Consider the following 16,724-nt stretch of genomic DNA (forward strand, 5'->3'; position numbering starts at 1 on the left):
TTGAATACAAAGTTAAAAATTTTAACGTAGATAAAACTGCTTTACCTTCGTTAAATTTTTAGAAATCAATATTCTATAAGGATTACCAATCTTGTTTGCAGAAATCGCAGAAAAGTCTTCTTTTGATTTCATAATTATGTTTTTTATACTACGATTGCTTGCCCCACCTACTCTCATTTTTGTAATTACTTTAGGTAAGTATTTAAATTTTAAATTGGAATCAGAAAATATACGCAACATTAGATCATAATCTGCAGCAATGTTGTAATTTAAATTGAAGTTGCCATGTTTCTCATATACTTCTTTTCTAAGAAATAAAGTAGGGTGCGCCGGCATCCAACCTTTTTTCAATAAATCTGAAGCAAATTGCTTACTTTTCCAATATCGAATTATCTTAGAAGTGTCCTCTTTATTCACATACTGAAGATCTCCATACACTCCGTCTACACCATTTTCCTGAAAAGCAAGTGCCACTTCTGAAATGATATTTGAAGTAGCTAAAAAATCATCGGAATGTACCAAGCCAATAATTTCGCCTGTAGCCAAGTTGACACCTTTATTTAGAGCATCATAGATACCATTATCCTTTTCAGATATGATATTTTTTTGACCCTGATATCTTTCTACCTTTAATAAGGTATCATCTTTAGATTTTCCATCTATAACCAGCCACTCAATGTTTGGATAATCTTGTTCTTCAAGGCTTGAGATAACCGAAGCAATATTTGCGGCACTATTAAAAGTTGCTGTTATAATTGAGATTTTCATTATTTAGAATAATTTTCGGAAAGCTCCTTTAATTTTAGATCTATCATCCATTCATAAGTTTTTCTAAGCTTACAAAAAGTATATCCTGCCTTACCATTCAGAAAACCGCCCCTAAACACATATAGTCCTATAAATACTATCCATGGTTTAAAGGGCAATTTATATATAAGTCTCTTCTGTGTTTTTCTTCTAAGAACAGGATCTTTAGAAAGCAGATCCCTTATTTCAACCTCTTCATTTAATTCTTCCTTTAGCTTTTCAGCTTCCATAAGAGAATAACGGTTGTGTTTATCGAACCACCAGCTCAAACCCTTATTAAATGGAAAGTGAATCAAATGTTCCATTAGCTTTCCTTCTTTACCTTCTGTGAAATATTCCTCATTGATTTCACGTTCAACCCTTACCTCTCCATTCTTAAATAATCTTGGAAACCAAGTAGGATATCCGCTACTTTGTTTAATCCATTTGCCCTGAAACATATCCTTTCTACGTACTCTATATAAGAATGCAGGATTGGATTCAGAAATAGTACTTAAAATTTCAGTTTTCAGTTCCTGAGGAACAATTTCGTCCGCATCAACCATTAATACCCAATCTGATTTTGGGCTTATTTCTTTTAAAGCGGCATTTCTCTGATTTGCATAATTATCAAACTTTCTTTGAATTACAGTCGCTCCAAAATCACGAGCTATATCCAAAGTCTTATCGGTGCTGAAAGAATCAAACACAATTATTTCATCGACAAAATTTAATGCTGATAAACATTTTGCAAGAATATTTTCTTCATTGTAAGTAAGAATAATAGCTGACATGAAACTATCTCCCATCCAAAACGATTTTATACACATCCAAAGTCTCGTTAGCACATTTTTCCCAGCTAAACATTTGAGCACGAAACTTTCCTTCTTCTATTAATTTATCTCTTTCTTTGACATCCAATATTTTACTGAATTTTTTCTCAGCGTCTTTCCAGTTATGCGGATTAAAATAATTATAGTTAGGCCCCAGTATCTCCGGAATAGAAGAACTGTTGGAAGCCCAGACAGGACACCCAGCCTTTGCCGCTTCTAGAGCCGGAATTCCAAATCCTTCATAGAAGGATGGAAAAAGAAGTGCAAGAGCATTATTGTACAGTATATTTAAATCCTGATTATTAATCTTTTCTAATTTGATAATATTCCCACATTTAAGATTAGAAACTTCAAACTTCCTTAGTTCATCTTTTGACAAATCTCCTCCACCAACTAATACTAATTTAAACCCTTTATCTATAAATCGTTTACTTTTAAACAAGGAAACTACAAAATCGAAATTCTTACAATAGCCTCTGTTTCCGACATATAAAAGAAATTTTTTTGATTCTATGCTCGTCCCTTTCACCTCAATTTTAGTTATCTCTTCAATTGATCTAAATTCTTCATCAACTCCATTAGAGACTATAAATATTCGTTTCTTTTTGAGCTCTGGATAATATTGTAATAAATCCATTTTTGTATTATTGGAAATACAAATAATTGCATCTGCCTGATAAAGTGCGCGCTTCATTAAAAAAATATGAAGTTTCCTTTTCACCCAATTTATTTCATATTTATCATAAATAAAGTCGTGCACGGTTACAACCACTTTAGTTTTAGTATTATTCTTTCTGGAAAGTGGCCTATAATAACTCGAATGATAAATATCTACTTCATTTTTTAGATATACGGGCAGAAATTTTTTTATTGAATTAGGTATTCGATTAGATTTTTTGCTAGGCAGATCAGCAAAATCTAGGGTAGAACTAAAAATATTGTTTCTATAATTATTTTCAACGAAATAAAAAGACAGATCCTCTTTATTCAAAAATATCTCCAAGATTTTTGTCCAAACTTTACTAATGCCACCTGATTTCTGCAGACTATAAATAATATTATCCAATGCTATTTTCATACTTCGAAATCAGTAATTAAAAATTCTGCTAAATTGAAGTTAGTGCCTAAATAAAAAGACAAACCCAATAAAAATTCTGGAAAGGAAAACAATTCACTATCAATAAATTGACTATAAAATTTGCAAAGACTTCCAGGTGATTTTTTTAAATTTTTATCCCTAATAATTGAATGATGATGATTACCCAATTGTATACCCAAATAATCAGTAATTTTTGGGGCATGAGTATGAGACTTCTCCCAATCAATTATTCGCAATTCTCCATCAACATCAATTAAATTATCTGAACCCAAATCGCCATGGGCAAACATTACATAAAACTTGTCTTCGTCGGAAACTACTTGCATAAAATAATCCTGAAAATTTTTATGCCTGGTTGAATGAAATGAAAGCCACCAATCAAATTCATTAAAATCCTTAATAGAAACTTGATGCAATAAGCCTCTATCCAGATTATTCTCTAAAAAATCAGAATAAAGAGACAACGGTCTTTGATTAAGAATTTTGGATGTCTTAGGAAGTAAATCATAAAGTAAAACTATATTTTCATCAGAACGAAATACCTGCTTTGGTAAATGAGATTTTTCCAATAAAGCTCGCCCAAAATATTTTTCCACTTCTAATTCCTTAATTGCAAATTCCTTTTCAGCACCCCAAATAACTTTTGTAAAAAAAGCTTTATTCTCATAATCAATACCAATTGCATAAAGCCTTTTCCTTAAAGTAACGTCTTGACTAAAGACAAAATATTGTTTTGCTAAAATGTCAATTTTTCTAAGCTTGCTTTTTATTTGATTATTTTGAAAGGTCGGAAAGATTTTATATAACCTTGTAAAGAACAAAGTTTGCAAATAAAAATATATTATTCTTTTTTTCAAAGAGTTTATCGGATAGTAATTCACTAAGTCTTTTAAAACTGTAGTTTCAAACTTTCCACAAATTAAATTAAAATAATTACCTAAAAAAGGGGTGAGATTTTTCACGCTACTCTAGCCTTTTTGATTAAATATATAATTAAATAAAGAAAAACGAAGGAATAAATCCAGCCAGGGCTTAGATCCCTCAATGATTGGCATAAGAATGCTAGAAAACTGAAATGTAGGATAAGTGAATAGGCATTCTCAGATTTATTAATTTTATTTTCTAATACCCTTAAAATCCAACCTGTTACCAAGGATAGATAAATGATACCAACAAAACCATATAATAAATAAAATCTACCAAATATGGTCGGTGTTATATTAAATGTTTCATCCAGCCCTGTATACCCTATCCTCTTCATATTAAAAACCGCAAAACTAGGATCTAAATATTTATCTGGATAAATAATTCTGGGAATTGGATTAGTAATAAATTTAAAAACTTGCTCTGGAATAGGTAATAGAATTGTTTCGAAAAGTGAGCGACCGTTGACCGGATCTTGAAAATTATCTACTATATATACAAATTCGTTGTTAAGGTCTAATCCGTCAAACTTAGGCTGAGAAATTTCTGAGGTAGTTAGTGTATCAAATCCAACATTACGAAACTCCACCATTAGCGATAGTAACACTATTCCTGCTATACAGAAGAACAGAATCTTTCTGTTTGAAATATCTATAATTAAATTTTTCTTCAAAAATAAAATGTAGGATATTAAAGGTACTAATAGAAGAATTACCCTAGTTCTTGTTCCACTACTACCAATAATTAAAAGCGATATCGCAAAAATTGTCCATAATATGTATTTATGAATTCTCCCTTTTAGACTATGAATTAAATAAAATGCGCTTAGCGTACCTACACTAATTAGAATAGTACTTAGATGTATCAAAAGGTTTGAGTTACCAATCCCGGTGTTTTCAAATTGGCTATTTCCATTAGCCCTAGAACTAAGAATCAGATTTAAAAAACCCTGCAACCCATCTTTTAAGTACGGGATTAGACCAAGAATAAAAAGAAAAAAGAAGAAAAAAAATAATTTTGAACTAACCTTAGGTGGCGGAATTACTGTTAGTGAATTTTTTTCATTAGAAAGTTTTAAATTAAATATGAGTATGCTTAATAAAAACAGCGAATGTGAAATTCCAACTATTATAAAGGAATCGTTATTATAATATCCAAACTTGTGCTCATAACTGATATCACCTGATGAAATAATTGAATATAAAGGTTCCGCAATAACTAAGATTAAATAGAATGTAAGGAAAATTAATAATGTTAAATTTCCTTTATTAAAGTAAAATAATCGCACAAATTCTTTCGTAATAATTGAAAAAATTATAAATCCTAAAGCTACCCACGTTTCTAAAAATATTGGAATATCGAAGAGTAAACAACTAAAAAATGAAACAAACACTAGAAAGGTTCCAATTAAGAAATAAATGTAGTCTCTCAAAATAATTTTGTGATTGTTTCTTTAATCTTCTTCTTGGAAACAGACAAACCACCATTGCAATTAAGAAATATCGGTTTCGTAAAAACGTTTTTCATAACGTAAAAACATTTTTCGTTTTGAATCAAATGCTCTTCAATAGTTAACTCCTTTTTTCTTTCAACCACTTGATATGGATTAGCATATAAGAAAATTCCAACATTCGGCTTAGGAAGAAACCAATAGAAAAATTTATATATCCAATTGGGTAAGGAAGAGTAATGATTTTGAATGAAGAAATCGTAATAATACCGGTCAAATATTATAAACTCGTTTCTCAACTTTGCCTTTATTACTATTACCCAACCTAGGAAAAAGTCTAAACTGTAATATGTTAGATAAATTAAATTTTTCCAAACTGGGTGTGCCTTACCGATTGTCTTACTTTCATCAATTACTTTATTTTCATTCTCATTGTTAATATTTAGAATACTATTTAAAGCTGGAAGAATTTCATATCGATGGTGATATACTGTAGATTTTGAAAAAAGATTGGCGCCGGTGACAGTATTGGACAAAGCATTGGACATTGTACTTTTACCAACACCATCAGGCCCTATCAAACAAACAACAGGGTTTACCCCCAATAAATTAATAATTTTTCCTTTTACAAAATTACAACTGTATTGAAATACATTTAGAAAAGACTCTTTTCCTTTTAGTGATAGATTTATTGAATCGGGACTATTATCTTTTTGAAAATCTATCAAATATTCAATTAATATTTGGACTTCTGCATCACTTAAAATTTTAATTGCAAGATGTCTGATCTTTTCAAAATCTATATCTATTTCCTGAAAGCGCCCTTTGTATTTATCACGGATGTAGCCATAGGTTAGTATTTCCTTTAAAGCAATTGAAAATATTTCGTGTAGGGGATCTATTACGTAAAAACCATTGAACTTCATTCTGTTTTCTAAAACTAAAGAAGAATCAATATATTTCCTCCATCTTTTTTGAAGGCTAGAAAATAAATCAATTAATATAACCTCTGAAACGTTTAAGTCAAAAAAATACAAGCCTTTATAACCAAATCGGGATACACTTTTTAAAAAATGTAAATTATTCAATTTTGCCTTAGCCTTAAATACTTCTTCTATCTGTTTCAGATTCTGAGGCTCTATAAGAATATCCACATCATTCCCAGCAAATTCAGGTAATCCTTCATAGTTTCGAAGGACGCAATAATTATAGGTCTGGTTTAACTCTTCAAAAGATTCCTGTAAAAAATTTTTAAGCATTACGTTTAAAATCGAAAATAAAAATGGATAACTGAAATAGAGCGCTTAGTATCATGGTCAATATACCTCCCAAAGCACCAAAATAATGCATCAACGGATAGGTTAAAAGCATTGTAAAAATCAATATATATAAAGATGATATAAATAAAAATTTCGTTCGCTCAAAAACACGAATAACAATTAAAAAAGGACGAGAGAATGAATATAAAAGACCAACCACTATAAAACCCCAAAGAAAATTTTCACCTTGAGCATATTTTGCCCCAAACAATATTTGAATTATAAAGTCTTGTATGGTTATTAAAAATATGCAACCAATAACTAGAATTATATAAAATATTTTGATATCTCTAAAAATTTTAAAAACTTCATGCGAGATATCTCTCTTATTTCCATTAATTCTTTCTGCAATTTTCGGTGTATAAAAGTTATCCATACTTAATAGGAAAATAGAGCTAACCCCTAATATGATTTTTGGAGCATTTAGTCTGGCAATTGAATCAGTTGAAAGCAAAAAAACACTTATGTATAAAAATAAATTAGCACTAATGTTTTGTACAACATTTGACAAGAAAATAAACTTTCCAAATTGAAAGGACTCCTTATATATTTTAGCAAAAGCCAATTTCTCAAAATTAAATTCATGCTTTTTGGAGAAACATACTGGTATTAATAAACTAGTTATAAGAACTAAAACTAAAGTGATTAAAAAAAAATTTAAAGTGAACATATTCATATAATTCAATATTATTAACCCAACAAGTAATAGTGTCACCCGGGATAGTTCAGTAATATTGAGCAATAAAATATTCGATATGGTTAAATTCACTTTTCTCTGAAAATCATAAATCTGATAAAGAAAAAAATAAGTGAAAATTAAAGGAAGATATTCCTTGAGAGTATTAGTAAGAATAAGAATCCCAATGAGAAACAAAGAGATAATGAAGATTAAAACCGTAGCTATTATTAAATTTCCAGTATAAAATTCATTCTTCTTTTTTCCCCATTTCGAATAAAAATTCATAAAAGGAAAATGAATAAAAGATAGGGGCACTATACCCAATAATGGAAATAAAGATATTGCATAAGAAAATTCACCGAATAGACCTACAGTTAATAACCTTGCTGCAATAAAGGACACTCCAAATGAGAATGCACTATATAGTATTTGATTAATTAGGTGTCCAAATTTGGTAGAAATTAGGAAACCTTTATTAATATTGGAAAGAGCAGCCTTCACCTTCAATTATAATTTGACTTCTTTAAATTTATCCTGGTTACTTAAAAACCATTCATAAGTTCTTTGAATGCCCTGTTCCAGGTTTACCGAGTATTTCCATCCGGCACCCTTCAATTTGTCTACATTCATCAATTTACGTGGCGTACCATCTGGCTTGGAACTATCCCAAACTATTTCCCCGGTATGACCTACAATTTTCTGAATGGTTTCTGCCAGTTCCTTTATGGTTAGGTCCTTTCCAGTCCCAATGTTATAAAGATTCTCTGGAAGTTTATTTTCTAAAGCGAAACAAACTGCATCAGCAAGATCATCTACAAATAAGAATTCTCGCATGGGAGATCCGCTACCCCATAGTTCGACAGGCTCACTGTCGCCAGTCTCTTCCATTTTCAGCTTAGCTTCATGGAACTTCCGGATCATGGCCGGTAACACATGAGAGGTTTGCAGATCAAAATTATCATGGGTACCGTAGAGATTCGTTGGCATCAGGCTTACGTAATCCTTTCCAAACTGTTTCCTGATCGCCTCACAGGCTTTTACACCGGCAATTTTAGCAATCGCATACCATTCATTAGTCGGCTCCAGGCTATCTGTGAGTAAATATTCTTCCTTAAGTGGTTGCGGAGCATGTTTTGGGTAAATACAGGAACTACCTAAAAAGATAAATTTCTTAACATCAGTCTTATGAGAGAAATCGATCAAGTTATTCTGGATCTGCATGTTCTCCATCAAAAACTGGTAGGGATAATCATTGTTTGCTAAAATACCTCCAACTCTCGCCGCAGCATCAATGACTACTTCCGGTTTTTCAGTTTCGAAGAAATCCTTAACGGCCTGCTGGTTGCGGAGATCTAGCTCGCTACTGGTTTTGCCAATTAGATTGGTGTAGCCCTCTTTCTCGAGCTTTCGACATATAGCAGAACCAACCATTCCTCTATGCCCGGCGATGTATATTTTGGTATTCTTGTTCATTCTAATTCTTTCTTACGGTGTGTTAGGTGTTCTGACCGCTGTATTGTTTTCTCAGTTGATTGCGCAGATTATGGCAGATTGCGCGGATTCCTTCTAAGAATTTTCCGTATTAACGAAGCGTTTCCATTTTAGACTCTTTTCTCCAAAGTTGATTAGTAAACCAACCTCCTTGTTTGTGGCTTTCAAATAGTTGATCACCTGGCTCTCTAGACTCTTGTTTAAAAAAGCTACTGATTTTAATTCAATTATAATTTTGTTGTAGCAAAGAAAGTCAGCTTTGAAATATTTCTCCAGTTTTTCACCTTCGTAATATAGATTGAGCTTTTTTTGTTCTTCGAAAGGAATTGAAAACTTATTAAACTCCTTACTTAACACTTCCTGATATACTGATTCAAGAAAACCGTGACCGAGGCCTTTATGAACTTTCATACAAGCACCTATGATCTTATAAGTTTCATTCTCAAACAGTAGTGCTGACAAATCCGTGAAATCTTATTATTAATCCGTGCGATCTAGTTATTCGAAATAATTAAGAATCTGATACCCTCCATCTTTTAGGTATTGATCTTTCTGCATGAGTTTAACGTCACTTTGCATCATGTCCTTTACCAAGTCTTGAAGATCATATTCCGGAGTCCAGCCCAGCTTGGTATTTGCTTTGGTAGCATCTCCTATTAATAGATCAACTTCAGTTGGTCTGAAATACTTTGGATCTACCGCCAGCACCTCTTTTCCTTCAGCAATTTGAAAATCGGGATTGGAACAGGATACTACATACGCTTTTTCGTCTACACCTTCTCCTTTAAATTCGAGTTCTATACCAACTTCAGCAAAAGCCATACGTACAAAATCTCTTACCGGAGTTGTTTTACCTGTAGCAATCACCCAGTCTTCCGCCTCTTCTGCCTGAAGGATCATCCACATCATACGTACATAATCCTTGGCATGTCCCCAGTCTCTTTGCGCATCCAGGTTCCCCAGGTAAAATTTATCCTGAAGACCCAAAGCGATCCTTGAAGCTGCCCTGGTAATCTTACGGGTAACAAATGTTTCCCCTCTTAGCGGAGATTCGTGATTGAACAGAATTCCGTTACATGCATACATGCCATAAGCCTCACGATAATTCACCGTGATCCAGAAAGCATACATTTTTGCGACAGCATATGGAGAACGTGGATAGAATGGCGTAGTTTCAGACTGTGGCACTTCCTGCACTTTTCCATAAAGCTCTGAAGTAGATGCCTGGTAAATTCTTGTCTTCTTTTCCAGACCTAATAGTCTTACAGCATCCAGGATCCGTAAAGTTCCCAAACCATCTGCATTACCAGTATATTCCGGAGTTTCAAATGAAACTGCTACATGAGACATAGCGGCAAGGTTATAGATCTCGTCTGGCTGTATCTCCTGGATCAACCTGATAAGATTCGTGGAATCTGTCATATCCCCATAATGCAGGATATACTTCAGGTTATCTTCATGAGGATCCTGGTATAAGTGATCAATACGATCTGTATTAAACAGTGAAGATCTTCTTTTAAGACCGTGTACTGTATAACCTTTCTTTAAAAGGAACTCACTTAAATAGGCTCCATCCTGTCCGGTGACCCCGGTTATAAATGCTACTTTACTCATTCTTTATATGAACTACTATCGATTATCTAGTTTATTAATTCCGGCCTGGAACTTTCCAGATCTGTAAATACCTGCTTTACATCCTGCGAACATTCCTTTTGCAACAAGAGATTCGCATCCTCTGTACAGACCATGATCGTATCTCTAAGCCCCACAAAGGCGGTAAATTTATCACTGCCTATCACCATGTTTCCATTGTCGTCAATCTTATGACCATTGCTGATAAGGTGATCATAGATCGCTTGAAAACTTCCCATGTCACTCCAGCTAAAACTAGCCGGGATGACCTTGATCTTATCACTCCTTTCCATTACTGCATAATCCACACTTATGGAAGGGATCTGCATGGACTCTTCTAATTTGAGCATGCCGTCATCTGAACTTTCCCATGCACTCAGTGCTTTATAGTAAACTTCAGGCTCGAATTTTTTTAGTTCCTGAAGAAAAGTAGCAGCTTTAAAACAAAACATCCCACTGTTCCAGAGGAATGTGCCTTGTTGTAAAAAGCCCTCGGCAGTTTTAGCATCTGGTTTTTCCCGGAATCCAATCACATCATTCCCGGAAAATTCGATATATCCATAGCCGGTTTCCGGTCTGTCTGGTTGAACTCCAAAAGTTACTAGGTTATTTTCTTTTGCCAGGTTGATCGCTTCCTCAATCGCCTTCTGGTATGCCTTATCATTTTCGATAATATGATCGGCCGGGGTAACCACCAGTATATCTTCTGCACTCGCCGCAAAAGCAGCAAATGCGATCGCAGCTGCTGTATTCCTGGGCGCTGCCTCTACTATATTCCTGGTTTTGGAATCACTGATCCCAAGTTTGGACAAGGAGTGAAGTGAGTGATCATGATTATCACAATTTCCCACGACTATTAATTGATCGCATAAAGATTGATTTCTTAAAACTGCCAGTTCAAAAAGGGAGTATCCCCCGAACAGGTCTATATATTGCTTAGGTCTTGACTTCCTGGAAAGTGGCCATAGTCGGCTACCAACTCCACCGGTCAACAAAACATGAATAATTTTAGTCATAATGAAAACAGGGCTTCGCCGTCGTGAGTCACATAAAGTAACTCCCGTAATAATATTTTAGTAAAACCTGAAGGAAAATCCTTGGTCGGGATCGACCAAGAACACATAAGTAGGGTTAAGCAGATCAGGTTGATTAGATGCAGCAAAATTAGGCTGGATAATCGGCCTGTAAAAATTAAATTTGTTAAAATTTTAACGGTTGAGAAGGGGATTATTCCCCTTTAATTTGTGAAATAAGAATAATCTTAGAAAATACTCAGAAACATGGAATCAATATTAACTATTTGATATTAATTAAACCTTAAAATTTCGGACTAAGCAAAAATTAGAATGATATTATTTTAGATAAAATTTTATTGTTTCCATCAACGCATCTTCAAATTTTGATTCAGCTTTCCAGTTCAATTGAGACCTGATCTTACTGGCATCTATAGCGTACCGCTGGTCATGCCCGGCTCTATCCTTAACAAAGGTGATCTGTTCACTATAACTTCCGGAATCCTTCGGTTTAAGTTCATCCAGCAATTTACAGATCTTTTGAGCAAGCTCTATATTCTGCATTTCTGCGTCACCTCCAATATTATATACGTCGCCTGCTTTAGCTTCCGTATAAACCAAACTGATCGCTTTTACATGATCCAGCACATATAACCAGTCACGCACATTCTTTCCGTTGCCATAGATAGGAATATCCTCCCTGCTTATAGCCTTACGAATGATCGTTGGGATCAGCTTTTCTTTATGCTGCTTGGGACCGTAATTATTAGAGCAATTTGTAATGACCGTATTCATTCCATAAGTATGATGGTAACTACGCACGACCATATCTGAAGCTGCCTTGCTTGCCGAATAAGGAGAGTTTGGAGCATATGGGGTTTTTTCAGTAAAATATCCGGTATCACCAAGACTTCCGTAAACCTCATCGGTCGATATATGATGAAATCTACAATCTCTAAATTCTTCCCTGTATTCAAAAGGCGCTTTCATCCAAGTCTTAAACGCAGCATCCAGAAGATTAAAAGTTCCGTTCACGTTGGTTTCGATAAAAACACCTGGGTTACTAATAGAATTATCTACATGAGATTCCGCAGCAAAATGAACAACTCCGTGGATATTATGATCCTGAAAGATCTTTTCCAGCAGCTCACGATTGCGGATGTCTCCTTTTATAAATTGATAGCGAGGGTTGGATTCCACTTCGCTTAGATTCTCCAGATCACCGGCATAGGTAAGTGCATCCAGATTAATAATATGCTGTTCCGGATTTTGCTCCAGGTAATAGGGTATAAAATTAGATCCTATAAAACCAGCACCACCGGTTACCAGGATCGTTTTGTTTAGATCGTTCATTGTCCTGCTCTCTTTAATAAATATTCACCATAGGATGATTTCCCCAGTTTTCCTGCAAGTTGCGCCAGATCCTGCTTGTTTATATAGCCTTTTTCATAAGCGATCTCTTCCAGGCAGGCTACTTTAAGTCCCTGTCTTTTTTCCAGGGTATGAATAAAATTGCCTGCTTCCAGCATAGATTCATGAGTTCCCGTATCCAGCCAGGCGTAACCCCTGTGCATGATCTCCATTTTCAAATTTTGATCCTCCAGATATGACTGGATCACCGAAGTGATCTCCAGTTCACCTCTTTTGCTGGGCTTTACATTTTTAGCAACTTCCACAACCGAATTTGGGAAAAAGTACAGCCCTACGATCGCATAATTGGATTTTGGTATTTCCGGCTTTTCTTCTACGCTTAGAACGTTCCCTTCAGCATCAAATTCTGCCACCCCGTACCTGGATGGCTCATTTACGTAGTATCCAAAAACTCCGGCTTTCTTCTCCTGTTCCACAGTAGCGACCGACTTCCGAAGCAAACTTGTAAATCCATGTCCGTAGAAAATATTATCCCCGAGAATCAGAGCAACGTCATCTCCATCTATAAATTCTTCCCCGATGATAAAAGCCTGCGCAAGACCATCTGGTGATTCCTGTACAGCATATTGAAAGTTCATACCAAGATCACTTCCATCACCTAGTAGTTTTTCAAAGTTACTTCTGTCCTGTGGTGTTGTAATAATTAGAATCTCCCTGATCCCGGCAAGCATTAATACTGAAAGCGGATAATAGATCATTGGCTTATCATACACATTCAGCAACTGCTTGGACACTCCTTTAGTAATAGGATATAATCGGGTACCTGAACCTCCGGCAAGAATAATTCCTTTCATTTTCTAAAATTTATATGGCATTGCTACAAATCTAGCTATTTAACCAGAAACCAGTTATTCAGCAGGTTTTCGCGATTATACAACCTTTCTTCACCTGTATTATGATCATACACAGTCTTACCAGCAAAAGTACAGATCGCCTGTCCCGCTGCCGTATCCCACTCCATGGTTGGAGCAAAACGCGGATACTCATCTGCCTTACCTTCAGCTACCATACAAAGCTTTAAAGAACTTCCCTTAGAAATGCTATCTACTTCTCCGTGCTTTTCTTCAAGCTGACTGATATAATCTTTAGTTTCTTCGGAAAGATGGGATTTACTCGCTACTACGGTGAATTTTTTATTCAGATTTTTCTTCGGAAGTTTTACTGCGGAAGATTCTAAATTTTCCATTCCGTCGAAATCTACGATATCATCTACCTTAAAAGAACCCATATTTTCAGCAGCGTAATACAGTTCCTTAAGCGCCGGAACATAGATCACTCCCATCACGGGTTTTTGATCCCTAACCAGGGCAATATTTACTGTAAACTCCCCATTTTTCTTAATAAATTCCTTCGTACCATCGATAGGATCCACGATCCATAAGCTAGACCAGTGCTTTCGCTCTTCATAAGAAAGATCCCTACCCTCTTCTGAAAGTACCGGAATATCTGTAGCAGAAAGATGTTGCATGATGATTTCATGTGATGCCAGATCTGCTTTGGTAAGTGGAGAGTCATCATTCTTTAATACTACTTCAAAGTCTTCATGCTCATAAATTTCCATGATCCGCTTTCCCGCTTCCAATGATGCTTTGATCGCAATCTCTAAATTCTTGTCCATATGATAAAAGTCTTCTCGTAATTTGTGATTATTTATAATATCGCTGAAACCATTCAAGATATCTTTTGATTCCTTCTTTTATATCTACCTTCGGCTTATAGCCATAGCGTTCCATAAGCGGCCGGGAGTCTGCCCAGGTTCTATTCACATCTCCCTGCTGCATGGGCATCAGATTCTTTTTAGCCTTAATCCCCAGCTGTGTTTCAATTTGCTCAATAAAATCCAGCAATTTTACCGGCTGGCTATTTCCAATATTAAATATGCGGTGTAGTGCATTTTTATCTGTTTCCGAATCATTGATCACCGCATTCACTCCATTAATGATGTCATCTACAAAGGTAAAGTCTCTTTCCAGATTCCCTTCGTTAAACACCCGGATAGGTTCTCCATTTTTGATAGCATTTACAAATAGAAACATCGCCATATCTGGTCTTCCCCAGGGTCCGTATACTGTAAAAAATCTCAAACCTGTACAGCGAATTCCGTAGAGATGACTGTAGGTATACGCCATTAGTTCATTGCTGCGCTTCGTTGCCGCATATAAACTAACAGGCTCATCTACTCTATCTTCTTCGGAAAATGGAACTTTTTTATTCTGTCCATATACACTGGAAGAACTGGCATAAACAAAATCTTTAATGTTGTAAAGTCGGCAGCATTCCAGAATATTAGCAAACCCCACAAGATTACTATCAATATAAGCCTGAGGATTTTCGATGCTATATCGTACTCCTGCCTGCGCAGCCAGATTGCACACCAGATCAAACTTATAAGTTTTAAAAAGTCCAGGTAAGTTTTCGCGATCCTGAAGATCCATCTTGTAGAATATGAAATCGGTATATTGCTGACTCTTCACCGGCTGATTATATGCGGAATCTGCCGCTGTAATAATTCCTAATTCGGCAAGACGTGCAATTTTAAGGGAAGGGCAATAATAATCATTGAGATTATCCAGACCAATTACGGTATGACCTTCCTGCAAAAGTTTTTTGCACAGGTGAAATCCAATAAATCCGGCTGCCCCGGTAACTAATATCTTCATAAAGATTATAAGCTCAAACGATCAAAAACTGCAGAAAACAATCCGTGTCCTGTCAGTTCGCTGCTAAAATATTGGATTAAACCGATAAAATATAATTTTAAGGAGCTAAGTGTTCCTAAACCACGTCGTGCACGCTGGCTGTAAGTATCCATCCAAGTTCTTCGAGGATCAGTTTCAGCTTTTTATCACCAACCTCTTTGATCACTGCTGTTTGATTGGCCATTTTACCGGATTTTAGTTTTACCTGATCTCCGGGTTTAAACTGGGTAACTTCCAGATCTGAGATCTTATCATTATTAAGCCAGGAGCGTATAGCTTCGATCTCAGCATCCTTCGCGATTGCAGGTTTATTGAGCCATTGTAAAAAATTAACCACACCGGGAGCATCAAAAACCTTTGACCTTTCGCTTTCAACGATATTTACAAAGATATAGGATCTGAATAATGGAACGGTGACTTTCTTCTTACGATCACTCCATTGACGGACTTCCACTATTGTAGGGCAGAATATATCTATTCCTAATTTGGATAGATATTCTGAAGTTTTGATCTCGTGTTGTGATTTGGTTCTTACTACGTACCAGGGCATACTGCGACGGGTTTAATGAGTATTCGGTTTCACAGTAGGGTGCATAAACTATTCTGATGTAAAGTTCGGAAATTTCAGGCAGGGAACAATTTTTTACAAGCTTCAAATTCAACACCTGATACTTTTCTGGAAGTTGTGGAGCTGAGGTTAATTAAATGGTCGTTATCATCCCGGAAGACAGGCGATAGTAAAATTTCGACGAGTTTATAATGTTAAGGTTCGCTTTTGATTTAGTGCGGTCGACTTTATTTAATCAGATTCAGGGTTGTAATAACATTGTTAGAGAGTACTTACCATAAGAATTTTCAGGAAGATATTCTATTTGCTTTTACCTGAATTTTCTCGGCAGGATTGCTTCCAGAAGCTCCCTTCGACAGGCTTCCTTCGACAGGCTCAGGATGACAACATTATCTCTTGTAACATCTATTTCGACCGGCTCCCTCCGACAGACTTCCTTCGACAGGCTCAGGATGGCAACTAAGCTATTATAAGATTACACACTATAAGATTTACTGATATGAAATTTCATTTCATAAACAACTTCAAGAGTATCCTTAGGCAAGCACCTTTCTTCAAGCTTCCCCCGACAGGCTCGGGACACGCTCCATGCCCTGATAATTTGTAAAACAAAAAAACCCAAACTTTTCAGTTTGGGTTTTTAACATTTTTGTTGGCCTACTAGGGCTCGAACCTAGACTCTTCTGGACCAAAACCAGACGTGTTGCCAGTTACACCATAGGCCAATGCTTAAATGCGGATGCAAATTTAAGACAAAGTTTCTATCGCGCAAACTTTTTCAAAAAGATTTTCATTAAAAT

The 16,724-nt window shown here is 35.4% G+C and carries 16 protein-coding genes and 1 tRNA gene; all 17 read right to left on the reverse strand.

From position 1 onward, the window contains the following. Window positions 1–21: 21 nt before the first annotated feature. Complete coding sequence (locus T8I65_RS13850) at window positions 22–768, reverse strand: glycosyltransferase family 2 protein (RefSeq protein ID WP_322301153.1); 747 nt, start codon at window positions 766–768, stop codon at window positions 22–24. Further along, window positions 768–1,595 carry a glycosyltransferase family 2 protein gene (locus T8I65_RS13855; RefSeq protein ID WP_322301154.1) on the reverse strand — a complete coding sequence of 276 codons (828 nt, stop codon included), beginning with the start codon at window positions 1,593–1,595 and terminating at the stop codon, window positions 768–770. The genes T8I65_RS13850 and T8I65_RS13855 overlap by 1 nt, the downstream gene beginning before the upstream one ends. After that, window positions 1,585–2,697: a glycosyltransferase family 1 protein gene (locus T8I65_RS13860; protein ID WP_322301155.1), complete on the reverse strand. Its 1,113-nt coding sequence runs from the start codon at window positions 2,695–2,697 to the stop codon at window positions 1,585–1,587. The genes T8I65_RS13855 and T8I65_RS13860 overlap by 11 nt, the downstream gene beginning before the upstream one ends. Continuing rightward, window positions 2,694–3,680 (reverse strand): hypothetical protein, encoded by a 987-nt coding sequence (locus tag T8I65_RS13865; protein ID WP_322301156.1) that lies wholly within the window; start codon window positions 3,678–3,680, stop codon window positions 2,694–2,696. Before T8I65_RS13865 ends, T8I65_RS13860 begins: the two co-directional genes overlap by 4 nt. Then, on the reverse strand, window positions 3,677–5,074 hold the full coding sequence (locus T8I65_RS13870) for an O-antigen polymerase (protein ID WP_322301157.1): 1,398 nt from the start codon (window positions 5,072–5,074) through the stop codon (window positions 3,677–3,679). The genes T8I65_RS13865 and T8I65_RS13870 overlap by 4 nt, the downstream gene beginning before the upstream one ends. Next, complete coding sequence (locus tag T8I65_RS13875; RefSeq protein WP_322301158.1) at window positions 5,071–6,351, reverse strand: hypothetical protein; 1,281 nt, start codon at window positions 6,349–6,351, stop codon at window positions 5,071–5,073. Before T8I65_RS13875 ends, T8I65_RS13870 begins: the two co-directional genes overlap by 4 nt. Then, window positions 6,344–7,591: a hypothetical protein gene (locus T8I65_RS13880; protein WP_322301159.1), complete on the reverse strand. Its 1,248-nt coding sequence runs from the start codon at window positions 7,589–7,591 to the stop codon at window positions 6,344–6,346. The genes T8I65_RS13875 and T8I65_RS13880 overlap by 8 nt, the downstream gene beginning before the upstream one ends. Window positions 7,592–7,597: 6 nt before the next feature. Beyond that, entirely contained in the window at window positions 7,598–8,563 is a 966-nt protein-coding gene (locus T8I65_RS13885; protein ID WP_322301160.1) for a GDP-L-fucose synthase, read from the reverse strand. Between the two features lie 93 nt (window positions 8,564–8,656). Continuing rightward, a complete protein-coding gene (locus T8I65_RS13890; protein ID WP_322301161.1) occupies window positions 8,657–9,043 on the reverse strand; it encodes a GxxExxY protein in 387 nt (128 codons plus the stop codon). 36 nt (window positions 9,044–9,079) lie between these two features. Beyond that, a complete protein-coding gene (gene gmd, locus T8I65_RS13895; protein ID WP_322301162.1) occupies window positions 9,080–10,195 on the reverse strand; it encodes a GDP-mannose 4,6-dehydratase in 1,116 nt (371 codons plus the stop codon). 26 nt (window positions 10,196–10,221) lie between these two features. Then, window positions 10,222–11,229, reverse strand: coding sequence for a mannose-1-phosphate guanylyltransferase (locus T8I65_RS13900; RefSeq protein WP_322301163.1), 1,008 nt, complete (start codon window positions 11,227–11,229; stop codon window positions 10,222–10,224). A gap of 336 nt (window positions 11,230–11,565) precedes the next feature. After that, window positions 11,566–12,579 (reverse strand): dTDP-glucose 4,6-dehydratase, encoded by a 1,014-nt coding sequence (gene rfbB, locus T8I65_RS13905; protein WP_322301164.1) that lies wholly within the window; start codon window positions 12,577–12,579, stop codon window positions 11,566–11,568. After that, on the reverse strand, window positions 12,576–13,451 hold the full coding sequence (rfbA, locus tag T8I65_RS13910; RefSeq protein WP_322301165.1) for a glucose-1-phosphate thymidylyltransferase RfbA: 876 nt from the start codon (window positions 13,449–13,451) through the stop codon (window positions 12,576–12,578). The genes rfbB and rfbA overlap by 4 nt, the downstream gene beginning before the upstream one ends. Window positions 13,452–13,486: 35 nt before the next feature. Then, entirely contained in the window at window positions 13,487–14,275 is a 789-nt protein-coding gene (cysQ, locus tag T8I65_RS13915) for a 3'(2'),5'-bisphosphate nucleotidase CysQ (protein WP_322301166.1), read from the reverse strand. 28 nt (window positions 14,276–14,303) lie between these two features. Further along, entirely contained in the window at window positions 14,304–15,317 is a 1,014-nt protein-coding gene (locus T8I65_RS13920) for an NAD-dependent epimerase (RefSeq protein ID WP_322301167.1), read from the reverse strand. Window positions 15,318–15,432: 115 nt separating this feature from the next. Further along, window positions 15,433–15,906 (reverse strand): UpxY family transcription antiterminator, encoded by a 474-nt coding sequence (locus tag T8I65_RS13925; protein ID WP_322301168.1) that lies wholly within the window; start codon window positions 15,904–15,906, stop codon window positions 15,433–15,435. Between the two features lie 670 nt (window positions 15,907–16,576). Then, window positions 16,577–16,649, reverse strand: a tRNA-Gln gene (locus T8I65_RS13930). Window positions 16,650–16,724 lie beyond the last annotated feature (75 nt).

Origin of the sequence: Christiangramia sp. OXR-203, from assembly GCF_034372165.1 — a bacterium.
Taxonomy (GTDB): domain Bacteria; phylum Bacteroidota; class Bacteroidia; order Flavobacteriales; family Flavobacteriaceae; genus Christiangramia.